Raw genomic sequence first — 23,678 nt, forward strand, 5'->3', positions numbered from 1 at the left:
TTGTAAAACCTAAATATTTGGTTTTTTCATTGTCAATATTGTAAAATAAGAAGGGTGAAATATATGAAACTATTAGAACTTAAGAATTTTAAAGCAATTTATAATAATAGAGATAATGAAGATCTAAAAGAACTTGCACAAGATATACGTAATTTTTTAAATGACTTTGTAAATCAAAATAATGGTCATATAGGAAGTAATCTTGGAGTTGTTGAATTAACATTATCAATTTTGTCATATTTTGATTTAGATGATTCAATAGTTTTATTCGATACAGGTCACCAATCACATATTTATAAGTTATTAGTTCATGGAATTGAGAAATTCAAAACAATCAAAGAATACAATGGTTTAAGTAATTTCCAGGAAATAAGTGAATCAGAATATGATTGAATAAGCACAGGACACAGTTCAACATCAATTGCATATCAATTTGGTTATGCAATTGCAAATAATAAGAAAAATATTATATCTATAATAGGAGATGCTGCATTTTATGGATCTTATACTCATCCAGGATTAATAAACTTACAAAATATAGATAAAAAAACTATAACAATTTTAAATGATAATAATCAAGCAATTGGCAAAAATGCTTTAGCTATTAAAGATATTAAAAAATATGTTGAGTCAATTGGAATAAAATATATAAAATGTGAAAATGGTCATGATTTTGAAGAACTGTTTAATAGTTTTGATCAAGCAAACAATTCAAATGAGCATGTTTTTATTCATTGTATAACTAAAAAAGCTCATGGTTATGATGGTAAAAATGAATTATTTGAAAATCATTCAATAGAGCCAATTAATAATAATAGCTATTCAAAATTAATTGCACAAGAAATTGAAAATAACTTCACTAATAACGACTATTTAATTTGCCCTGCGATGATAAGTTCTTCTAATTTCTTAAATTTACAGAATAAATTTAAGAAAAACGTAATTGATGTTGGAATAAATGAAGAATTTAGTATTTTAACAGCAAGTGCAATTGCAAATTCGAATAAAAAAACTTTTATTTCAATTTATTCAACATTCTTTCAAAGAATTTTTGATCAATTAGTGCACGATGTGTTTAGAAATAATCTACCTATGACATTTCTTATCGATAGGGGAGGTTTAAGTTTTAGTGGGGGGGTTAGTCATCATGGTATTTATGACATTTCCCTTATTAATAATTTTGAAAATTCTATAATTTGTCAACCTTATAGTGTAAATGATGTAAAAGTTTTGGCAAAACAAGCTTATTTAAATACTCATAAACAATTTTTTTTAAGATATGAAAATTTAGCTGCAATTGAAGATAAAAGTCAAGAAAAATTTAAAATAGGACAATGACAAGAATTAATTTTTGATGAAAATAATACATTAACTTTAATAGCATATGGAAATATATTAGAAGAGTTTTATAACATTATAAGAGAAAAGAAATTAAATATAAATTTAATAAATGCAAGATATATAAATCCAATTGATGAAGAAATGATCAAAAAACACAGAAATAATATTATTTTTGTTTATGAACAAGTAATAAATAAGAATAATTTATTTTCAAATATGAAATTTAAATTTGATAATTTAAATTTACATAGTTTTTCTTTTGAATCACGAAATATTAAACATGGAAATAAAGAATTTTTATTAGAAGAATTTAACATGAATGTAGAATCAATAATAAAAAGAATTTTTGAGGTACCAAAAAAATGCAAACTATAGTAGATAAAAATTATTTTTTAGATAAACTCTCAAAGGACAGAGAGATCAATGATTTAATTTCAAAACAGTCAAATAAAGATAATTTAAATTTTTTTGAAAATCTTAAAGAATTAAGAAGAATATTACATTTAAAAAGCCAAACTGATAAAAAAATATTACATGAATATAATAAGTTAATTGTTATTCCTACAGGAAGTGAAGAAACCTTAATAAGAGAACTTCATGAATTTAATAATGAAATGTATGATGACTTACCAGAGCATTATACTTTGAATTTTAAAACTGAAGTAAATAAAGAAAATAAAATTATAAAAGAAAAACCTTCAAACTTAAAAACTATTTATAAAAAAAATATTTTAAATCTTTCTAAACCATACATTCAAGATTCTTCTATAATTTTAGATGAAACAATTGAACCAAATTATTTAGAAAAAACATTTCAAGATTTTGAAACATTATTACTTAATGAACCAATTATTAATAATGATAATAGTGAAAACTATTTAGATAAAATATTAAATGATAAAGAATATGAATCTGAAATTTTAAAAAGTAGTAGTGATATATTTGTAGAATCAATGATTGAAAAAGAAGAAATGATTTCAAATATTAGAAATAATTTAAGTACTGGAAACTATGGAAAATTAAATTTAACAAAAACATTTTCTCTTTCAACTACAAAGTATATGAAAAAATTAGAAACATTAAAAAAAGGTTTTGTAAAAACTTATGGAAGTGAAATGTTTCAAAAAATTTCTGAATGAATTAGTCAAGAAGAATCTTTATATGAGAATATTGATAGAACAAAAAAAATAAATAATTTAAAAATGCAAAAATTGGATTTTAAAAAGAAAAGAAAATTTAAAGTAAAACCAAAAAGAAAATTTTAAGGAGATAATTTTATATGAAAAAAAGACTTGATCAAATTTTATTAGATTTGGAACTTACAGAGAACAGAAGTAAATCAAGATCTCTAATTGTTGATGGTAAAGTATTAGTTAATAATGAAAAAATAACAAAGCCTGGAACATTATTTGATCAAGAAAAAATAATTATAAAATTATTAAATAAAGAAAATGAATTTGTAAGTAGAGCAGGTAAAAAATTATTTAAAGCTGTTAAATTTTGAAATATAGATTTAAAAGATAAAGTATGTTTAGATATTGGTTCATCAACAGGGGGTTTTACTGATTGTTGTTTACAAAATAATGCAAGTTATGTTTATGCAGTTGATGTTGGAACAAATCAGTTAGATTGAAAATTAAGAAGTAATCCAAAAGTTAAATCAATGGAGAAAACAAATTTTAGAATTGTAACAAAAGATTTTTTTGAAAAGCATATTGATTTTTTTTGTTGTGATGTTAGTTTTATTTCAATAGAAAAAATATTGTTACCTTTAAAAGATATAGTTAGTGAAGAAGTTAGTGGTGTTATTTTAATCAAACCTCAATTTGAATCTGATAAAGAAGATGTAAAAAATGGAAAGATAAATTCAAAAGAAGGACATATAAAATCAATTACAAGAGTTATAAATTATTGTAATGATAATCTTTTTTCTGTACTTGATATTAATTGATCACCTATACTTGGAAACAAAAAGAAAAATATTGAATACTTATGTTATATAAGAAAAAATAATAAAAGTGAAAATAAATTTAATTTAGATCAAATTCCAAAACTTGTAGATGACTGTTGAAAGTTTTTTGAAAACAATGAAGAAGAATAAAGTTATTTTTTTATTAGACATGGATGCATTCTTTGCAAGTTGTCATATGGCAGAAGATCCAAGTTTAAAAAATAAAAATTTAGTTGTTGCAAGTCCTAACAGAAGAGCAATAGTTACAACTGCAAGTTATAATGCAAGAAAATTTGGAATCAGAGCAGGTACTCCTGTTTTTAAAGCACAAGAAATGTGTAAAGATCTTTACATTGCATATTCAAATTTTAGTTTGTATATAAAATATTCCGAACAAGTTTTTGATATTATTTATAATAATTTTACAAAAGACTTTGAAGTTGCTTCAATAGATGAATGTTATATTGACATGACAAAAGTTTGAAGAAAGTATGGTACTGTTAGAAGTGCAGCTCAAGCTTTAATAGATATGATTTATGAACAAACAGGTCTTACATGTTCAATTGGAATAAGCACAAATAAATTTTTAGCAAAAATGTGTGTTGACTTTAATAAACCAAAAGGAATTTCAATTTTACTTGAAAAAGATATTGAAGAAAAACTTTGACCACTTTCAGTTAAAGAAATGTATATGATAGGTCCTGCAACAGAAAAAAAATTAAATGAAAATAATATTCTTACAATAAAAGATTTAGCTCTTTCTAATTTAAATACAATTATTGATCTACTTGGTAAGAGGGGACTTACACTTTGATATTGAGCAAATGGAAAAGGAAGTGATCAAGTTTCAAGAGAAGCAAGTGAATTTAAATCAATTGGAAATGAACTGACATTAAATTTTACAACAACAAATTATGAAGAAATAGAAGAAATAATCTATGAAATTAGTTTAAAAATCTCTAACAGAGCTAAACAAAGATATTTACAAGGAACTACTATTTCAATAGTTGTTAAATATTTAGATGAAAATTCTAACGAGATGTACAATGATAAACAAAGAAAGAAACATATTGTAAAGCAAGAATCAATTCAAGATGCAACAAATGATCCAGAAATTATTTATGCAATAGCAAAGCAATGTTTTTATGAACTTTGAACAGGGCAACCAATATTATTACTTGGAGTTAGATTAAGTAATTTAACAAATGAAATTGAAAAATCTAAACAACTTTCAATTGACGAAATAGATTTAAGTGAAGGAATAGATTATAATAAAGTTAATCAAATAATTTATAATTTAAATTTAAAGTTTGGAAAAGATAAAATTTTTACTGGAGATAAATTAATAAAGTATATGGATAAGAATATAGTTCAATCAAAATTTTTAAAAAATGATGATGTTCATATTTCAAATGAACAAATTATTGATAAATGAAAAAAATAATAGGGGAGTTAAATTATGGAATATAGAATAGACGATTTAATACTTGAATTGCATTCAATTCATAAACAATTAAATGACTTTTTATTTTCATCTTCCCTATCTGAAATCAAAATTAGTATTGAAACAAGTAAAAGAAAAAGTAGGTTAACATTAGGTCACTTTGATACAGCAAAAGATTGATCTGATAACATTAATCAAATAACTATATGAACATTAGCTTTAAATGGAGATTATCAAAACATAATATCAGTTTTAGTTCATGAAATGGTTCATCAATACAATTATGAAAACGATATAAAAGACGTTGAGAACAATCAAAGACATAATAAAAATTTCAAGAAAGTTGCACAAGATATAGCAAAATTGAACGTTGTTAAGAGTTCTAAGCAAGGTTTTTCTCAAACATCAGCTACACCAGAGCTTATAAATTTCATTGAAAAGAAACTTGATTTTAATAAGCAATTATTTAAAAAAATGATTCATAAAGATGCACTAGAATATCAACCAAGAGGTTATAATAAAAATAATAGATATATTTGTGAAGGATGCGAAACAATCATAAATAATTCTAGAGAAATACCTTTAAGAATAAAATGCTTAGATTGTAATAAAGATTTTAAAAAAATATAAAAAGTGTATATTGCAATATACACTTTTATTAATAACTATAATTTTTTACTTCAATTTAAGACTTCTAAGTGTTAAAATTAATTTAGCGCTTTTAAATTAATGGATATATTACAGGAGGTTCTATGGCAGGATTCGCACCGAAGTTTTGTCCTACTCACTTACAAATACATGTTTGTGATTTACAAAACGTTTTTAATAAAAATAAATCAATTGAAGAAGAACTTGGCGCAAAAGTAAGACGATTACATGGAACTCAAACAGAAGAGGAACTGGCAGAGGAAAATAATAAAAGAAAACATCAACCAGGAACACTTGGAGATATATTGGCAAAAGCTAAAGAAAAGATCCGAAATGATAAAGGAGATTTTGAAGATAGCGATCCAGATAATAAAATAGTAAGTGGTGAAGAAATAAACGATAGAATGGCTGCCTTGAGAGTAAAAATGATGGGTGGCTCTTCCCCTTCTACTTCAGATTCTTCACCTTCTAATTCTGATCTTTCAGAAATTATTCAAAATGCACAAAATTATCAAAAAGAAAATCCAGAAAAACCATATATACCACCCATCAGGTCAAATATGGATGAAAAAGATGATAATAGTTTATCATCTTCAAATCCTTCAAATAATTTAGAACCTGATGATTTAAACCAAGCTGAGATTGCCGATGAATCAATATCAAAAACAATTCCTAAAGTTAAAGAAACTAAGGAAAAAAATATCGAATCATCTGATAAATTATTCAGTCAAGAAGAAACACAAGAATTAATTCAACTAGCTGTAAAAGAAGCATTAAAACAAGTTGGTATAATTGGTGATGATGAAGTAAAAGTTAAAAAAACTGTAAAAAAGAAAACAAGTTAATAAAAAAGGAAAAACAAATTTGTTTTTCCTTTTTTATTACCCTTCAAAGTGTAAGTTTGTAGCTTTTGATTCAAGATCTTTGATATCTTTTTGTAAAATATCAAGTTTTTCTTTTGCAAGTCCGTATGCATCTCTTCCTGCAAAAATATTTGCTGGAATTTCGTTTTGACTGCTTAATTCAATTAGCAATTCTGCATATTTTTCTGGATTACCATCTTGATAACCATTTCATGATTTAACTGTGTTAACTCATTCATCTCTTGCTTGTGCATAATCTGCAATAACATTGTTTCCTGTAACAAGTGATTCTTCTTTTAAGAAGTTTGTTCTAAATCCTCCAGGTTTTACTGATGAAACACTAATTCCAAGTGGTTTTAACTCATGGCTAATTCCTTCTGCAAAACCATCAAGACCAAATTTAACTGCAGCATAGATACTGTTATATGGAACTGTTTTAAATCCTCATGCTGATGAAGTTACAAAAATGTGTCCATATTTTTGTTTTCTCATGTAAGGTAATACATTACGAACAACGTTCATTGTTCCAATTAAGTTTGCATTTATGTTTTTCATTACTTCTTCTTCAGAAGTTTCTTCAAATGTTCATAATTGTCCATAACCTGCATTATTTAATAAAATATCAATTGTAGAAAATTTTTCAATTCCTTTATCGATAGCATTTTTAATGCTTTTTGAATCTGTCATATCCATTTCAACTGCTAATAAATTTGGGTTTTCCCCTATTTCAGAAATAATTTTATCTTTATTTCTACTTGTTGCAATTACTTGGTGTCCGTTATCAAGTAATTTTTTTGTAACAACTAATCCAAGTCCTTGACTTGCTCCAGTTACTAATCATACTTTATTTATCATTTTATACCTCCTATTGATACAAAATAATTATAAAACATTATAGTTACTATAATGCAAGTGAAAAAACAACATTTTTTTAAATTATTTTCTTATTTTTTAATTCAACTTCAAAATTAATCGGATTTCATTTATCCATTTCACCAGTTTTTATTAAATTTTCATAATGTTTTTCTTTGTTATTTAATAAATCAAGTTCATCATTCAATTTTTGTATTTTTTCTTTTAGAGCTTCTTTTTGTGTAACAATTATTTTTAATCTTTCTGGTGCTGTTTTATCACCTTCTATACATAAATCCAGATAAATTTTAATGTTATTTAATTCCATTCCTGCATTTCTTAAAATAAACACCATTTTGAATCATTCTAAATCTTCAAAATTGGCATATCTATAATTATTTTCTTCTCTTTTTAAATAAGGAAATACCCCTTTTGAATCATAAAATCTAATTGTTTGTTCTGTTACATCAAAAAGATTTGCTAATTGTTTTATTCCTATTTTTTTTACCATAATATTAATCCTCACTTTTAATTTTTTCTATTAAATCATCAATACTTTTAAAAAAACTTTGCTTATCGCTATTATTTTCTAATATATAATCAAACTTATATTTTCTTAATTTTTTGAATTGAAATTCTGTAATTGAATCAATTTCTTTTAGATCTCTGTTGTCTCTATTTCTAACTCTATCGATTCTTTGACTATTGTCTTTTACAAGCAATATAGTTTTATCAAATTTAACTTTTATTCCACTTATAACTGCTGCTTCAACAAAAATTAAATCACTGTTAATTTCCTTTTTTATAAGTAAATTAATTTCTTTTGAAATTAATGGTCAAGCCACTTTTGTAAATTTTTCATTTAACTTATGATTATTAAACAATTCGCTTCTTAAAACTGTTCGTTCAATTTTTTCATTTTCAATTGAATTTGGTATGAATTTTTTTAAGAAATTTAATATCTTTTTATTATAAATGACATATTTTGATATTTTATCAGCTTCTATTACTTTTATTCTAGGATTTTCGCTTAAATGTTCTAACATAGTTGACTTTCCACTACCTATAAATCCACTTACTCCAATAATTTTCAAAATCTCACCTTCTTTTCATTAATAGGTTACAAAAAAAATCATTATTAAATGATTTTTACTTTATTTAATTATAAATTATTTTATCTACATAACTTGAAATAATTGGTTTAATTGGTGACATTTCTTTTATAATTTCTGTACAAATTTCTCTATAGTTTTTGTAGTCCTTATTATTTTTAGCAATTTCCAATCTTCCAATCACATTAGTTTTTTGATCAATGTTTTTAAAATTTGAATTAATTTTGTTTTTCAAACAAAATCCAATTTTTGGCAATAATTCTTGATTTCTAAATGCTATTGCAAAAATTTGTTCTAATTTAATTTCAGCTGCAAATAAATCTCATGTTTTTAATGCAAATCTATATCCTTCAATTAATTCTTCAAGATCTTTTTTATATCTTCCAAAAAAATCTAATCTAGGATTTAAAATTATTTGTTCAATTAAATCAACAAATTGCTTATCTGTAGATGTAAAGATATTCATTTGAGCTTCAACTTCAGTTGCAATAGTATTTCAATCATTTTCTTTATTTTCTGCAATTATTTCTAATTTTTCAATTGTTTCTTTATAGATTAATGAATCTTTATTATTTGAATTCTCAAGCATTTTTACTAAATTTTTATAGAATAAAATACATTTCTTTTCAATTTTTGGATCATAATCAACTTTAATTTTATTTACTTGATTAATTTCTTTTACTTCTTTGATTTCTTTAATATCTTTTGATTCTTTTGATTCTTTAATTTTTGGTTTTTCTACTTTTGAATAGCTTTCAACAAGATTTGCTCCAGTTTGTAAATCAATATCTTTTAAAACTATTAAATTTATTCTTCATCAACTACATTCTCCGCAAATATTTCCTGCAAATGCAATTAAAATTGAAATAAATGGCAAAATGATTGGAAGAACAAATCACATAATAAGTTCAAAAGTTTTATTGTCTGTTTCAATAGCAGCAGCTCCTGGTATTTGAGAAAATAAAGCAAAAGTTAATCAATAAATTTGATTAGGTTGAGTTTGCAATATCTCTATAACTTTAGAAGTAGCTTCTTTATTAATTGAAATAAAATTCCCTGATCCAAACTCTAATACTATTCCCATTAAAAATGGTGAAGCACTTAAAAGTGAAAGAAACATTGAAATAGTAAGCAGTGAAAATATAATTCATGCAAAAATCATAGTTAATTGATAACTTCTAATTGGTCTTACTATTCTTGCAATACCCTTTTTAGTCTTTGCTTTATAGCCAACAAGATGAATTATTAATCTAAAAATCATTACTATCATTCCCAATGAACTTAACGCTAATGGTAATCAATAAATTATGATATCATTTTCAGCTAGAATAATAGATTTTCCATTATATAAAAATATTAATAAAAACTTACTAAATTCTTGTTCAATAATTGAAGTATTAATTTGTAATATGTTTTCATTATTTATTATTGGAGAAAATAATAAAGTTAATGAATAAGTTAAAGAAACAACAAAAAAAGCAAGTAATGAACCAATCATAAATTGTGATTTTTTATTATTTTTTAAAATTTTAATTTTGCCCATATTATCATTTCCCCATAAAAACTAATATTATTATATATTAGTTTTTAAATAATTCAAAATTAAAAAATGCTTAAGGGTGCATAACTTAAAGGTAGGAAATAAAAAAGACATTTTTCATTCAATTGTTAATTTAATTATTCCACAATTCTAGTCATGCTTGACCAACAGCTCCTAATTCAGCTGCCAAGACACCAACGCCTATTATTTTAAGAACTTCAATTAGTCAACTACTTTGCTTGTTATCTAATTGAATATTTTTTAAATTTGTAAGCTTTAAATTTTTAATTTAATTGATTTAGTACCTACCATAGTTTCTCCTTTTAATTAAAAAAAAGAATAGTTGATACTATTCTTCTGGGTCAGTTGGTGTTTCGTCTTTAAAAACTACTGCAAATACTTTTAAAAATTCGATTAGTTTAACATCAAACCCTTTTGCATATTCCATTAAGTCAGCATTACCGTATCCAGTACCAACTTCTGCTTTTTCACAACGTACTGGTGTATCTTCTCATTCCATTGCAATAAATGGTCTATATAGTGTATTCATTTCAACAACATATGCGATTACACCTTCAGGTAAAAGATTTGTAGTTACTCCTTTTTTACCTTCTGGGTCTAGCACTGAAACTAATTTTGGAATATCTACATAATTGATTCCTTCAATTGATGATGTGATTCCAGAAATGTGTACATCTTTACCATCTAATACATCTTGGATTTGTTGAGTTGCACCAATTGTTAATTTGTAATTTATATCTAAATCCTCTGTTAAGTTCAATATCTGAGAAGATAAATAAATTCTCTGTATTCATACCTTGTAAGTAACATTGATCAACTATTTGGTCATGAATATCTAATATTTTTTCTCTTAAATTAACTTTTTCAATTTTTAATTTAGGAGCATCAATTGCTGTATCCAACATAGCTTTTCTTTTATATTGTACTTCTGCACTAGCTGTTTCACTTAATTCTTCAGCAATCAATTCAGGAGCTAATTTTTCCAAAGCTGAATATTGTCTAGCAACTTTAAATGCTTTTTCAATTGAAACGTTTTCTTAAACATATTCAGCCAATGAATATTCATTAAAAATTTTGTTTTTATTTGCTAAAAATTCTTCCCCCATTTGTTCACCTGTTGTAACAGTAAATTTCATAGGTTTTTTTCTTGTTATTGTTTGGTTCCGTTCAGTAACTGTTTTAAATGGAATTAAAGTTTCAAATCCAATTTTAGTTGAATAAACTTCATGAAAAATAACTTGCACTACTTCACTTCTATTAGTAGAGTTAGTAATATCAATAAAACAATTCTGATTTTTAAATTGTTTTAAGTTCATATTTTTCTCCTTAGCTTAAATCTAAAAGATTTCCAGTATTAAAATCTTTTTTTGTTTTATTAATGTTGAAATTTTGTTCATCAATAATTTTAACTTTTTGCCAATTAATTCTTTTACAGACTTAATAATTTCTTCTATATTTGTATATGAAAAATTTTGCACCATTTGTTTAACAAATTCTAATTGTGTATCAGTGATATCTAAATTTTGTGATAATAATTCTTTTTGAATTAACAGGTTATTTAATGATTGGATTTGAAATTCTTTATCTTTTATTGAATCCTGTAAAGCAACTATTTCTTGATTTTTATTATTTGCATTTTCTTTAATAATTTCATTTATCTTTGATTTTTGTTCATCACTAAATTGTACTTCTTCAGCTGGTTCAATATCATCTGTTGTTTCTTCCAATTCCTCAGAAGTTTCAGGCGCAGTTTCCTGAACTATTTCATCTACTTTTGTTTCTTCTGTCATAATCATCTCCTTTGACCTTTGGCGAGTACCAATAAATTAAGTATAAAAAAAACCTCTAAATTTAAAAGAGGTTTAGTTTTTTAGGTGAATTTAAAATAAATCTATTAATTTACATTTTAAACATAGTTTTGATATAGTTTGGCATTGTTCCTTAATTGTATAATGACATGAACAAGAAATTTTTTTATGCATTAATTCAAACATTTTATCTATGTCATTGTCTCATGGTTTTTTAGAATTATTTAAAAATCTACACATGGAAGAAATTAATCCGACATAATAATCAGAATATCTTATTAAAGGATTGGCATTAGATTCATATTGTTTGACTTTTATACTTATATTTGTAAATTGTGAATTTCAATACATTTGAGTAATTATATAACTTTCCAGACTTTCTAATTTACTACCTTTTTTTTCTTCATTCGGTTCCAAAACTTTTGGTACAGATTTTCTTTGATCAACAAATATTTTTATTATTATTTCTTCGTCAAAACTAAAATTTGAATAATTAAGAGTCCTATCAACTAAGTAATATGACATCATGTTATAAATGGCATTTAAATTAATCGCCCTGTTATTCTTTGATTTTCAGTTTTTTAAATTACATGTTATAGATATATTCTTTTGAGTTAAGTTCCTAATATTTTCAAATAAAAATGACTTATTTTGTAAGCTCAAGTTATTTCACTTGACTTCTTTATGGTTTTTAGGATTGTCAATCAAAATATATTGTTCTAATTCTTTTTCCTCATTCATTCTAAATTCTTTTATATTTTTTTCAGTTTTTAAGATATTTGACCTAATTTTGCTTTCAATTCTTTGAATATTTGAATAGTCATCGTTTATTATATAGAAACCACCTACAACAAAAAATTCTGATAAATTATTTCCGCTTTCATCTAGATAAAAATTAATATATTTTGCCAAAATAAGTGATTCCTTTCATAAAAAAAGGAGGTTTCCCTCCTCTGCATAGAGTTGTCCGTACTTACATCACGGTTAAGCTTTGCTACAAACATCTACGTCTTACATTTAAATAATAACACCTCTTTTTTAAAAAATCTATAAATTATTCAAATATTTTTTTCTTTTATTTTCTCCAATTAATTCAATGTGTTTGTTTAGTAACCCTTCTATTCTCGAAAACAATCTTTCAGATGCTATGTCGTCTTTTAATTTTTTAGAATATTTTTCTTTTAAATCATTTATTGAATAATTAGTAGTAATAATTGTTGTTAATTTTTTGATTTCTAATTTTTCAAATCTTTTCTCAAAAATTTCATAAATATATGGATATGTAGATTCATGAATAAATTCAACACCTAAATCATCAACTATTAATAAAGAAGTATTAGCAAATTTAGAAATATGATTTTCTATAACTTGAGTATAGTCTGAATATTTTTAAGATCACAATGTTTGAATATCAGATATAAATTTTTACATATTAAAAAATACTGGTGTTGTAAATTTATTTAATGATTCTTCTATTTTCTTTTTTTTCTTCTGAGATTTCATCCATTTTATTATTTTCAGGAAAAGAACGTTCTACTTTTATATATTCTTGAATAAATCCATATTTTTCTTTTGCATCAAATCATGAAGTTTGTTCAATATTATTATCTATTAATCTTTGTCTATATAAAACATCATTATTGTTATATTGTTCATCTAGCTTAATAATTTTTTTGTTTTAAATTTTGTTTTTGAGTTTCATATAGTTTAACAAGTTCTTTTGAAAATGTTGTTTTACCAACTCCTGCTTTACCATAAATATATAATCCATTATTTTTATCTAAATTAATTTTTTCTAATAGATTTTTATAATCTAAATTATTATCAACATTATATTTAAAAATCATTATTTGTCACCTTTAGACTTTAATTTTCTTTTTTGAATAGTTACTTGGGACATTAAAAATTTATTTTTTTTAGTAGTTTTTATGGGGCATGTATACAGAACTTCCTAAACTTCGATTTGAGCTTTGGAAACATTATTTTTTATATTAAACGAATTCCTTAAAATGCCATTAAATTCTATATAATAACCTATTTTAATTTTTTTAAATCTAGATTATAATTCTATATCTTTAAAAATTAAATCAATTCATTGATTGTTATCAAAAATAATTTTTATTTTTTTTAATTAGTCATTCACCAGAACCATTGCTATTTTTTCTACTTCTTTCTTCTGGATCAGAATATACTTGACCAGATAAAGTTATATGATTATATTTTTTGATTTCTTTATCCATTATTTTCATCTTCATCATCTGTTCTACCAAAATATCAATTTTCACATATACTTTCAGCCATTGGATAAGAATTACCACAAATATTACACATTGTCATTATCTTTACCTCCATTTTTATTTGAAACTAAATTTGAAATAGTTTTGATTGAGTATCAATTATTCCAATTAATTCTTTAATTTGTGTAATGATTTTTCTTTTTGGTCCACAATAAATTTTTTTTAATTTCAAAGAAATTTCAATTAAACTGTATTCATTACAAACTTTTAGAACTTTACCTTTAGCTATTAAATAGCTTGAGTTTGGATAATAATTAAATTTTTTATTGCATTTAAAGTTTTGACAAATATTATTCATTAGCTAATTAACTCTCCTGTACTAGAATCTCTAAAATTTCCTTTTAATCTCATAAATTCAAAATATTCTGGTTCCATTAATGATAGATATCTTATTTTCCCCTCGGTATTTTTTTGAGTACTGATAATAACGTAGTTTAAATATTTTTGATCTACATAAACATCTCATTGATCAGTATTTTTGTTAAATTTTAATTTTATAGACATTCCAGATGTTTTCATAGGATTATTTATTTCAATCATTTTTCCTTTTATACCGCCAACAAATGCCTTTATATTACTTTTCTCTGTTGTAGAGAACTGTAAAGTGAATTGTCTTTTCCTGTTTCTATTTTCTAAAGCTGTTTCCAGTCAAAACTTCAATATTGGACTTTTTAATGTTATTTTTTCCATATTTTTCCTTTCTTGAATTATTTAAAACCTTCGAGAAAAATCACATTCTTTCCAGAGTCCACTCAGGTTAGACGCACTTTGCCCTACAAAAAAGCAAAGTGCTATTCTTTCGGTCACCACGCAACGGCCAGCATACACGCGAGCATCATTTACATTTTCTGCCCCAAAAACCTTTTCAGGAGTCTCGCTTTTGCAACTCGTAAGAGTTCAGACTGCCATAGTTTAAAACTATCTACCCCTAGCTAATGCTAGATGTGTTTTGAGCGCAACCCCAAAACTACCCCGCCTTTTAATAGATGCGGACTCTAATGGTTCACGTATACCACAACCGGATAACAATTTTGCCGCTTCCGCAAGTCTCATAAGCCGTCTCTAGCCAATTTCTGTAATCAGGATTTAAATAATTCTTATATAATTTTCTTTTTTAGCTGATCTGTAATAGTAAATGATTATTGCATCTACTTCATGCTCATTGATATGACTTAAATTTCAAAATCATCCACCAGCGCGACCAGTTTTAAATATTAGTCCATCAAAGTTTTTTTCTTTTCTACGAATTTTACCTTTAAAGTTTTTAATCATGAAAGAGTTAATTTTAAATATGTTTTTATATTTAATTTCAATTGCACCAAGTAGCTTAGCATACGAAACCATATCTGCATTAGCTACATTGTTCTGTAATGGTCTCATTTCTTCAAAAATAATACATTCGTTTATTAACGGATATAATATTCTAATTTTTTGTATAAAGTTAAAATGTTCTTTTCATTCTTTACTAAAGAAAGTATAAATATTAAAACCATCAAAAATAGAAGTGGTTCCTGTTCCAGACAAGTCAATTCCTAAATAGTAACTATTCATATAAATCAACCCCCATATTTTTTGAGTATCTTTTGAATTTTCATTCAATACAATCAAATGGGATTTCTAGATCCAAGATTTTATACACTTCATATAAATTTTTTCTTAATCAAATCAAACATTCTTTTGGTCTAATACAATTAGGTAATTAGAAAGAGATAATATCTTCTCAGTTAATCTTATAAACTTGCCTTTCTTCAAATTGATAGAATACTTTAAGTACTCTTTCACCTTTTGAAAAACGAATATAATTAAATTCAATTCTCGCACGCATATTTGAAATACATCTCCAATATTTATACGAAGTGTTTATTGGTTTCACAAAAGAACAAAAAAAGACGAATTTATCGTCTTTTTTCTATTTTCCTACCTCTTTGTTATACACCCAATACTCAAATAAGCATTTTTTAAATCTTTAGTATTTAGTAAACTGATCAAAATCAGATTTTAAATCTCTATATGTTAAGCAATCATTTATTAATTTAACTTGATTCTCCAATAATTCAAAAGTTGAAAACTTAAATCTTTGTTCTCCAGATAAATATATGCCATCTTCTTCAATTTTGTGTTCAGGTTTTAAACAATATGGCAAAATCTCTTTATTAATTATACTTTCATTAAAATATTTAAATAATGGTCTATATTCACCTCTACCTGGACCTAAATTAACTAAGCCAATTGCAAATCTTGGATCTACTATAAATAAACTTAAGATATTTATTTTAGTTCTATCATCAATAAAATTTGCAATAGTTTTATTTGTTAATAAAAATGATTCTCTATCTAATTCTGATATTTTGAAAAACTTAAAAAATGTATTGTTTACAACATTGTGAAAGTAAACATCAAGAAACTTATAATTTTGTGATTTAAAAACATCATTTGGAACTATAATTCTTTTTTGATATTCTTGTAAATCAAAATTAATTTCAGAATTTTCTACATATTCATATAAACTTTCAAAAACTCTTTTACTAAAAATATAGTCATACATTTCAAATAAAATATAACTAACTATATTTAATATTGCTGTTTTATAATCTTGATCTATATCATTATTTAATACATCAAAGACCCTAAACTTTTGATTGGTATTTGAAAAAGAAAACTTATATTCGCCATTAATTATTGTTATCATAAAATAAAAATACTTTAAGAATAATACTTCTTTTCCAGTCATTTCAATATTCTCTGATTTCTTTTTTATTCTTTTATCAACAATAGCTTTAGCTACTTTTGATATCTGATTAAATTGTTTTGATATTTTTTCTAAATCAAACTCTTCATTATTTTTAAATAAAATTTCAATAAATGGTGTATTTTCAAATGTAATTGTTTCTATTTGATCACTTACAAAGTCAATATATCTAAAAGAAAAAGACCCATCCTCATTTTGGGTTTTTCAACTTTCTAAAAATTCACTTGGCAAAATAAGATTTCTCTTTATTCTTTTCATATTGTCACCTATTTACTCATTTTCTATCAACCACAATTGTTTTGCAGCAGATATTGGAGTTGCAGTTATTATCACTTTTTGAAATTTATCAATAACAAAATATATATCTGTTTTTGAAGTTTTAATATAAATATGCTTTGAAGTTTCAAAGCTTAATGTTGACTTTTCAATCATTTTAAGTATTTTATCTTTAAGTTTAAACTCTTCTTCATCAGCTAATTTAAGACGCTGTCTTATTCTCTGAATTGAATGTGTTGAAAATCCATATTCATGCTTATAATAATAACTCATATTTACCTCAATATAATTATAAAGAATTTTTGCAATACATTAAAATAAATATCGAATAACAAATAAAATAAAATAAAAAGATAAAAAAAACTTCTTTCGAAGTTCTAATGTAAATAATTTCTAAGAAATAACTAAGAAATTACCTGATCATCTTTCAGCAAATGTCCCTTTTTTCATACAAATCATTACTAAATCATAAAGACCTGGAATAATTAAAATGTAAAGTAAAGCTTGTAAAAGACTGAAACCAAATAATCTAAGTTGCTTTTTAGTTGAATAACTCATCCCCATAGCTTTCATCCCTATTGAAGGTTTTGCCATACAGAAATTAATAATCATAAAGATTCAATAAATACCAAGTGTAATTCCTATAAGAAAATTATCAATTAAATTACACGCAACTCTTCTTCAAAATCCTGCATTCATATTATTTTACCCCTTTCATATTAATTATACACTATAAGTGTTTATTTTTAAAGTAAAAAAAATGATTAATAATTTATCGTATCAATATAGAATTAATACTTATTACTAATCAAAAAATTCTTTATTTCTTTTCCAGACCTATATTTTATTTCTAAGTTTTTAGAAACAAGTCTATGACAAGGAATCAATAATAATATTGGGTTTTTAGCCATACAAGTTGCTATAAAACGTGTATGATCCACTTTATTTATTAATTTTGCAAAGTCTGAATAAGTAAAATATTGGCCATATTTTAATTTAGCAACCTCTTGCAAAATCTCTATTTGTTTTTCTGTTAAATTATTAAGATAAAAATCATCAAAATTTATTTTAATTTCTTCATGATTTTCAAATTTTCTAAGCATTTCAATATATTTTTCAAATCCAGTTTCATTTAATACGTTTCTTACTTTATAGCCTTTATAAAAATCATGAATATTATCATTTTCAAATCCAATATATGCAAGTTTTTCTTCATACATAGCTAATTTAATAATTTTATTAGTAAAAATTTTAATTTTATAAACTTTTAAAATTTTTTCACTCATTCAATATCACCCACTAAAATTATATGTAAAAAACTCAACAAAAGTTGAGTTTTTATTAATATAAACTTATTTTAGAAAATTAATTATTATTTTTCTGAATCATCTGACTTATTATTATTTTTTTTATTCTGTCTATCTTGAAGCATTTTTAAGAATGAATCAATGTCTTCTTGACTTTCATAAATAGATGGGTCCATCTCATATTTTCTTCCTTGCATTGCTTCTGAAATCATAGTTTGATATTCATTATTTGCTTTTGCAATTTTTTCTCTATCCATTTTTGGATTTAATACTAAAATCACGATAAGTGATACTGCAGTAGCAATTAATGAAATTAAATAGATTCATAATAAAACTTTAATTATAGTAAAGTCAAAAAAATCAGTCATTTGTTTTACTAAATCATTTATTCCAGCTTCGTTTTCTTTAATTCATTGACTAAATTCTGCTGGTGTCATTTTTGAATTCGCTACACCCATACCAAAAGACTTTGAAACTTGAGAAAATATTGTATTATTTCCAAATATATATAAGAAAGGATTTGAGAAACTAAATATCATAATAGCAACAAACATTCCTGGAACAACTAAATTAATTCCTGGAATTAAATATTGTTGTCTATAAGTTTTAGGAGGTTGAACAATTGTATAAATTATTCAAGCTATCATTAATCCCATAAGAATTAAAACAAAAATACTTCCTGCAGATCCTGAATTTATTCCTAATGCTGCTCCCATGGTTCAATTCACTTGAGTTGCTTTTCTATCATCTAATCATTTTTGTCAAGTTGCTTGAAACTCTGGAGTTCACCCAGTCCCTATTGTCTCTTTTGTAATTGGAAAAGGTTTAACTAATTGAAGATATAGAGATATGACAATAAAGAATATGGTACAAATTCCCATTGCAATACCTAAACTTAATTTTAATCACTTAGTATATTTTGGTTTAGCATTATATGGATAAAATCTTGGATCTTGTAAAGGATGCAAAGGAACATTTCCCATAAAAGGATTTCCCTGTGTACTTTGTGCATTTGAAAATTTTTCATATCCTGCTGAATTTGAATCAGTATTTGGTCTTTCTTTTGTTTTATCAACAACTTCAGGTTCAACTGAATCTTTTGCTTTCAAATATTTTTCTTTTAATTCATCAGATATTAATGAATTTTCTTTAACTAACTCTTCAGTTAATTCAAAAGACTGATCAGTTAATGAATTTCTTGGTGTTTGAAATTTATTAAAACAATATGTTTGTAAGAAAACAATATCACTTAAAACTTCATCATTAGATTTATCATCTGGTTTTACAAATTTAATTTTTTCTTTTGTAATATTTACCAATGATTTACCAAAAACAGCTCCTCATTTTTGATCTTTAAAACTACAATTTTCATTAATTTCTAAAATTAGTAAATCATTTACTAATTCAATTGCTTGTTTTTTAAACTCAATATCATTTAATAATTCGACCCTTAATCTTTGGTCCTTTATTAAATTTGCTAATAAAAATATCGAATCTTGATATATCTTGTTAGCTTCCATTTCTTTAACCTCTATTCTTATTAAACATTAAACATTTTTAATAGTTCAATTTCTGGAATTATTTTATTATCGTAAATTCCACTTTTTATATTCTTTTCTAATAAATATAACACTTTGATTTTATCATTTATTTGACTAATATCTAGTTTATTTTCCTCCAATAGCTTTGTAATTCTATAAGGATTTATACTTAATATTGATGCAATTTCAGAATTATTAACTCGTTTTTGTCTATATAATAAAATATTTCTAAGTGATATCAAATTATTTGCAAGTAAAGCTAAAAATGAATATATATCATTGTTAATTTCCATATAACTTGATCATTGTTTTAAAAATGTCTTTATATCATTTGAAATAAAACAATTTGCTAATTGAAAAGTATCAAAACTATTATATTTAGTAGTTATTTCATTTATTAATGGAATATCAATTTTCTTGTTTAAAACTATTAACTTATTGATTTCATTTGAAAACACTTGCATGTCATTTGGAAGTTTATCAATAAACAGTTCAATTGCTTCTAGATCATATTCAATATCTGCACTTTGCATTTTCATTAGAATAATTTGTCTCTTTTGATCAACAGTTGGTTCATCTAATTTTAAAAGTTTACAATTACTTTCAGTTAATTTAGCAATTTTAAGTTTTTTTGAAAATTTATCAGAATTTAAAGTAAGTATTATTTCAACTTCATTATTAGTTGAATTCAATATCTGCTCAACAAATTTTACATCATAAGTTTTATGGAGTTTTACCTTACTTTCATTTACGAATCAACAATCATTTATGATAATTATTTTTTTAGAAGAAAATATTGAATATGTATTTATTTCTTCTAAAATAGAAGGAATTGCATCATCTATTAAAGAATATTCAAAAATATCATATTCTTTTTCTAAGTTAATCTTCTGAATTAACTTATCAACTTGCTTTTTAATTAAAAAATTATCATTTGAATATATAAAGAACATTTTTATCACCTATTACTTATAATTTACCATTAAAAATTGATAAAAAAATTAATTTATTTTGAATTAAATTTGTTTTTACTATATACTCTATTTGTATATAAATATCTTGTTCAAAGGGGTGAATCAAAAATGGCAAATATTAAATCACAAGAAAAGCGTATTTTAACTAATGAAAAATCACGTTTAGCAAACAAAGCTTTTAGAAGTTCAGTTAAAACTGCAGTTAAAAAAGCTTTAAGTGCAAAAGCAGAAGGTTCAAAAGAAAAAGATGCTTTAATTAACGAAGCAGTTAGTTTATTAGATAAATCAGTAACTAAAGGAATCTTTAAAGCAAATAAAGCTGCAAGAGAAAAATCAAGATTAATGAAATAATTAATTTCCAATAATAGAAAAAACTCTTTTAAAAAGAGTTTTTTTGTATTCTTTTTACCTTACTTGTCCTTATATTATATTTATAACTATTTCTTCCGTTTGTAACATATGTTTTACAACTATATTTGTTTAAAGTATCTATTGTTTCTTTACTTGGAAAATTTAAATTATTTTTTTTGTGACCAGAAATAAAGCATGTTTTAGGTTTTATTAATTTTATAAATGATTCTGATGTACTTGTTTTACTTCCATGATGACCAACTTGAAGAAAATCAATACCCCCTTTTACTTTACTTTCAAATATTGGATCATTTATTAAACTATATTCTCTTTTCTTTGTAGCATCTCCTGTAAAAAGGATTTTTCTATTTTTTACTTCTATTAACGAAACTTGTGAATTGTCATTTTCATCTTTATTAGATGTTTCAATGAAATTAGTAATTTTCAAATCTTTTATTACATAAGTTCTTTTATTATCTGTATTTCAAAATATTTCTTTTATATTATAGGTTCTCTCAATACTTTCTAATTGATCATAGTGATCTTTATGATTATGACTTATAAAAGCAGCATCAATTTTTCTAATTCCCTTATAGATCAAATAACTTTCAAAACTTGTTTTATTAAAGCCAACTCCACTTCCTGCATCAAAAAGTATATTTTTTCCTTTATACTGTAATAAAAAGCTATTTGCATTTCCAACATTTAACATAACTATTGTTGAATTTAAATTTAATAGTTGATTAAACTCAACTATTAAAAAAGAATTAAAACTTAAAATTACAATCAAAAAGTTTCTAATTGATTTCTTGTTTATTTGTAAACTCAAAATGACTTTTAAAATTATAAAATAACTAATTAATCATAAAACACTAAAACTTCCTACAATTGTTGTTAAATTAATATAAGAAAAGCTTTTTGTATATAAATAAAGTATTTTGTATACAAATTCTAATATAGGATTGCAAAATGGAATAATGAATAAAAATGATAATATAAAGCAAAACGAAATGAATGGAACTAATAAAATTTCAAATATAGAACTAAATCAAAAAAATTTATAATCATAAAAAACTTGTAAAGGAATGAAAATAGAATTAATTATTAAAAAATTATAGATTAAATTTGTCATGGGCTTTTTATCTTTATACTTTTTAATAAATAAAACAGCAATAATTGAAAAAACAAATCCAATATTGAAAACAAATAAAGGGTTTATAAATAAACAAACTATTCATATAATTGAAAGCTTTGTAAATTTTGATAATCTGAAATTTCAATTTAATTCAATTCAGTTAATTATTAACAAAATACATGACTTTAATATAAATAATTTAAATCCCAATAAATAACTATATAAGAAGTACAAAATTATTGGAATAATTTTGTATTTTTTATACCTCTTAGAATTTTTGAATATCTTTTTATTAAAAAAATTTGCTATTAAATAAACATTTAATCCACTTAAGTTGATTAAATAAGTTAAAGAATAATTATTTAAATTTTTATAAACTGAATCTGAAGTTTTTTGTTGAAAGATAAACAGTTTACTCAAATTATTTGAAGTATTAACTATTTTATAAAAGTAATAATTAATAAATTTAAAATTTCTTTTTAAGATTATTACATTAGAAATTTTATATTTAACATTTTTGTTAAGTAAATATGAATTAAAATCAAATTCCCAAAAATTACCATTAACATTGACTTTTTCAAACTCCCCTACCAAAGATATATACTCCCCTACCGATAGTTTTACCTCCCCTACCGGTACATAATACAAAGTTTGAAGTTGTTTTATTAAAAAATATTTTTCTTTAACCTCAACTACCCTATAAAAATTTAAATTTAGCTTTTGATTTATATCAAACTTATAAAATATCAGAAAAGATATTAAAAAAACAATTGTAAAAATAAGGAAAGGATAACTTTTCTTAAGATCTATAAAAAATACAGATAAAATAATGCAATAAAATCCTATACAGATATATAAACTAGTCACTTCCCTACTCAAAGCTATTAGAACAGTTATAACAAAAGTAAATAGGAAGTAATTTCTATTAGTAAATAAGTTTTGGTAGTGCTTTATTATAGAAGTCCACATTAAATGTATTGCCTACATATATTTTCTTAAGTTTTTCCATGCATTCATCATAAGTATTTTCTTGTTCAAGTAGAATATCAACAGTTTTCTTTGCAACACCCTCACTCACTGATCTAGATGTAAAAAATTCTTGATCTACTTCAAATCTACTTATTCTAACGACTTCAACATTATCATTTGGATAAAAGTGAATTGTGTTATTCTTTTTTAAATTTGAATTATTTTCAATATCAAATAAGTTATTTAAATAATTTAGGTTATTATTTTTTATTAATTCTTCTGATGTCATTGAATCATTTTTGTTCTTAACTTTACTTGGTAATATAGTTTGATCTTCTAGTTTTATTTGATATTTGACTTTAAAATGAACATAATTTTGATCTATAATTTCAATTTTAGTGTCCTCTTGAACTGTAAGGTTATAAATAGAAAACAAAGTTAAACCAATTAATAAAGAAAAAATTAATATAATAATATACTTAGAATTCTTCATATTTCA

Annotated in this window: 30 protein-coding genes; 7 read left to right on the top strand and 23 right to left on the bottom strand. The window is 23.8% G+C overall.

The genetic code is table 4. The annotated features are described in order from the left end of the window. Positions 1-63 precede the first annotated feature (63 nt). The 6 genes from SDIMI_RS02260 to SDIMI_RS02285 all read left to right on the top strand — a co-directional run bounded on the left by SDIMI_RS02260 (position 64) and on the right by SDIMI_RS02285 (position 6,229). Positions 64-1,716 carry a 1-deoxy-D-xylulose-5-phosphate synthase N-terminal domain-containing protein gene (locus SDIMI_RS02260; RefSeq protein WP_020836373.1) on the top strand — a complete coding sequence of 551 codons (1,653 nt, stop codon included), beginning with the start codon at positions 64-66 and terminating at the stop codon, positions 1,714-1,716. After that, positions 1,704-2,606, top strand: coding sequence for a hypothetical protein (locus SDIMI_RS02265; protein ID WP_020836374.1), 903 nt, complete (start codon positions 1,704-1,706; stop codon positions 2,604-2,606). The genes SDIMI_RS02260 and SDIMI_RS02265 overlap by 13 nt, the downstream gene beginning before the upstream one ends. A gap of 14 nt (positions 2,607-2,620) precedes the next feature. Next, positions 2,621-3,442, top strand: a complete 822-nt coding sequence (locus SDIMI_RS02270; protein ID WP_020836375.1) for a TlyA family RNA methyltransferase — start codon at positions 2,621-2,623, stop codon at positions 3,440-3,442. Continuing rightward, the gene (locus SDIMI_RS02275; protein WP_158499810.1) at positions 3,429-4,736 is read left to right on the top strand and encodes a Y-family DNA polymerase; all 1,308 of its coding nucleotides are present in this window, start codon (positions 3,429-3,431) and stop codon (positions 4,734-4,736) included. The genes SDIMI_RS02270 and SDIMI_RS02275 overlap by 14 nt, the downstream gene beginning before the upstream one ends. Positions 4,737-4,751: 15 nt before the next feature. Beyond that, positions 4,752-5,366 carry a SprT-like domain-containing protein gene (locus SDIMI_RS02280; protein ID WP_020836377.1) on the top strand — a complete coding sequence of 205 codons (615 nt, stop codon included), beginning with the start codon at positions 4,752-4,754 and terminating at the stop codon, positions 5,364-5,366. Positions 5,367-5,488: 122 nt separating this feature from the next. Then, on the top strand, positions 5,489-6,229 hold the full coding sequence (locus SDIMI_RS02285; protein WP_020836378.1) for a hypothetical protein: 741 nt from the start codon (positions 5,489-5,491) through the stop codon (positions 6,227-6,229). Between the two features lie 36 nt (positions 6,230-6,265). Here SDIMI_RS02285 and SDIMI_RS02290 read toward each other — a convergent pair whose 3' ends face one another. From SDIMI_RS02290 to holA, 21 genes are all read right to left on the bottom strand, one after another. Beyond that, complete coding sequence (locus tag SDIMI_RS02290; RefSeq protein ID WP_020836379.1) at positions 6,266-7,102, bottom strand: SDR family oxidoreductase; 837 nt, start codon at positions 7,100-7,102, stop codon at positions 6,266-6,268. Between the two features lie 76 nt (positions 7,103-7,178). Further along, complete coding sequence (locus SDIMI_RS02295; RefSeq protein WP_020836380.1) at positions 7,179-7,610, bottom strand: MerR family transcriptional regulator; 432 nt, start codon at positions 7,608-7,610, stop codon at positions 7,179-7,181. Between the two features lie 4 nt (positions 7,611-7,614). Then, entirely contained in the window at positions 7,615-8,193 is a 579-nt protein-coding gene (coaE, locus tag SDIMI_RS02300) for a dephospho-CoA kinase (RefSeq protein ID WP_020836381.1), read from the bottom strand. Positions 8,194-8,257: 64 nt separating this feature from the next. After that, complete coding sequence (locus SDIMI_RS02305) at positions 8,258-9,754, bottom strand: hypothetical protein (protein WP_020836382.1); 1,497 nt, start codon at positions 9,752-9,754, stop codon at positions 8,258-8,260. A gap of 346 nt (positions 9,755-10,100) precedes the next feature. Then, positions 10,101-10,532 (bottom strand): hypothetical protein, encoded by a 432-nt coding sequence (locus SDIMI_RS02310; protein WP_020836383.1) that lies wholly within the window; start codon positions 10,530-10,532, stop codon positions 10,101-10,103. Beyond that, a complete protein-coding gene (locus SDIMI_RS02315; protein WP_041618282.1) occupies positions 10,450-10,758 on the bottom strand; it encodes a hypothetical protein in 309 nt (102 codons plus the stop codon). The genes SDIMI_RS02310 and SDIMI_RS02315 overlap by 83 nt, the downstream gene beginning before the upstream one ends. 51 nt (positions 10,759-10,809) lie before the next feature. Then, complete coding sequence (locus SDIMI_RS02320; RefSeq protein WP_020836384.1) at positions 10,810-11,088, bottom strand: hypothetical protein; 279 nt, start codon at positions 11,086-11,088, stop codon at positions 10,810-10,812. A gap of 21 nt (positions 11,089-11,109) precedes the next feature. Continuing rightward, on the bottom strand, positions 11,110-11,562 hold the full coding sequence (locus SDIMI_RS02325; RefSeq protein WP_020836385.1) for a hypothetical protein: 453 nt from the start codon (positions 11,560-11,562) through the stop codon (positions 11,110-11,112). A gap of 90 nt (positions 11,563-11,652) precedes the next feature. Next, positions 11,653-12,492, bottom strand: coding sequence for a DUF3800 domain-containing protein (locus SDIMI_RS02330; protein ID WP_020836386.1), 840 nt, complete (start codon positions 12,490-12,492; stop codon positions 11,653-11,655). Between the two features lie 749 nt (positions 12,493-13,241). After that, positions 13,242-13,427: a hypothetical protein gene (locus SDIMI_RS02335; RefSeq protein ID WP_020836387.1), complete on the bottom strand. Its 186-nt coding sequence runs from the start codon at positions 13,425-13,427 to the stop codon at positions 13,242-13,244. Between the two features lie 255 nt (positions 13,428-13,682). After that, complete coding sequence (locus tag SDIMI_RS04650) at positions 13,683-13,835, bottom strand: hypothetical protein (protein ID WP_236608364.1); 153 nt, start codon at positions 13,833-13,835, stop codon at positions 13,683-13,685. 109 nt (positions 13,836-13,944) lie between these two features. Further along, a complete protein-coding gene (locus SDIMI_RS02340) occupies positions 13,945-14,175 on the bottom strand; it encodes a hypothetical protein (RefSeq protein WP_020836389.1) in 231 nt (76 codons plus the stop codon). Then, positions 14,175-14,567, bottom strand: a complete 393-nt coding sequence (locus SDIMI_RS02345; protein WP_020836390.1) for a hypothetical protein — start codon at positions 14,565-14,567, stop codon at positions 14,175-14,177. The genes SDIMI_RS02340 and SDIMI_RS02345 overlap by 1 nt, the downstream gene beginning before the upstream one ends. A 396-nt stretch (positions 14,568-14,963) precedes the next feature. Then, positions 14,964-15,428, bottom strand: a complete 465-nt coding sequence (locus SDIMI_RS02350) for a hypothetical protein (RefSeq protein WP_020836391.1) — start codon at positions 15,426-15,428, stop codon at positions 14,964-14,966. 148 nt (positions 15,429-15,576) lie between these two features. Continuing rightward, entirely contained in the window at positions 15,577-15,702 is a 126-nt protein-coding gene (locus tag SDIMI_RS04710; protein ID WP_020836392.1) for a hypothetical protein, read from the bottom strand. A 141-nt stretch (positions 15,703-15,843) separates the two neighbouring features. Next, on the bottom strand, positions 15,844-16,884 hold the full coding sequence (locus SDIMI_RS02355; protein ID WP_020836393.1) for a hypothetical protein: 1,041 nt from the start codon (positions 16,882-16,884) through the stop codon (positions 15,844-15,846). Positions 16,885-16,896: 12 nt separating this feature from the next. Beyond that, the gene (locus SDIMI_RS02360) at positions 16,897-17,175 is read right to left on the bottom strand and encodes a hypothetical protein (RefSeq protein WP_020836394.1); all 279 of its coding nucleotides are present in this window, start codon (positions 17,173-17,175) and stop codon (positions 16,897-16,899) included. Positions 17,176-17,295: 120 nt separating this feature from the next. Then, positions 17,296-17,601 carry an RDD family protein gene (locus SDIMI_RS02365; protein ID WP_020836395.1) on the bottom strand — a complete coding sequence of 102 codons (306 nt, stop codon included), beginning with the start codon at positions 17,599-17,601 and terminating at the stop codon, positions 17,296-17,298. Between the two features lie 92 nt (positions 17,602-17,693). Beyond that, complete coding sequence (locus tag SDIMI_RS04460) at positions 17,694-18,188, bottom strand: methylated-DNA--[protein]-cysteine S-methyltransferase (protein WP_020836396.1); 495 nt, start codon at positions 18,186-18,188, stop codon at positions 17,694-17,696. Positions 18,189-18,274: 86 nt separating this feature from the next. Beyond that, positions 18,275-19,729: a hypothetical protein gene (locus SDIMI_RS02375; protein WP_020836397.1), complete on the bottom strand. Its 1,455-nt coding sequence runs from the start codon at positions 19,727-19,729 to the stop codon at positions 18,275-18,277. A 20-nt stretch (positions 19,730-19,749) separates the two neighbouring features. Continuing rightward, positions 19,750-20,703 carry a DNA polymerase III subunit delta gene (holA, locus tag SDIMI_RS02380; protein WP_020836398.1) on the bottom strand — a complete coding sequence of 318 codons (954 nt, stop codon included), beginning with the start codon at positions 20,701-20,703 and terminating at the stop codon, positions 19,750-19,752. Positions 20,704-20,832: 129 nt separating this feature from the next. On the opposite strand from holA, the gene rpsT reads away from it, so the two are divergent. After that, entirely contained in the window at positions 20,833-21,075 is a 243-nt protein-coding gene (rpsT, locus tag SDIMI_RS02385) for a 30S ribosomal protein S20 (RefSeq protein WP_020836399.1), read from the top strand. Positions 21,076-21,103: 28 nt separating this feature from the next. Here rpsT and SDIMI_RS02390 read toward each other — a convergent pair whose 3' ends face one another. Together SDIMI_RS02390 and SDIMI_RS02395 are read right to left on the bottom strand one after the other, a co-directional pair. Further along, positions 21,104-22,858: a ComEC/Rec2 family competence protein gene (locus tag SDIMI_RS02390; RefSeq protein ID WP_158499812.1), complete on the bottom strand. Its 1,755-nt coding sequence runs from the start codon at positions 22,856-22,858 to the stop codon at positions 21,104-21,106. 277 nt (positions 22,859-23,135) lie between these two features. After that, positions 23,136-23,672 carry a hypothetical protein gene (locus SDIMI_RS02395; RefSeq protein ID WP_020836401.1) on the bottom strand — a complete coding sequence of 179 codons (537 nt, stop codon included), beginning with the start codon at positions 23,670-23,672 and terminating at the stop codon, positions 23,136-23,138. Positions 23,673-23,678: the final 6 nt, after the last annotated feature.

The organism is Spiroplasma diminutum CUAS-1 (assembly GCF_000439455.1).
Taxonomy (GTDB): domain Bacteria; phylum Bacillota_I; class Bacilli_A; order Mycoplasmatales; family Mycoplasmataceae; genus Spiroplasma_A; species Spiroplasma_A diminutum.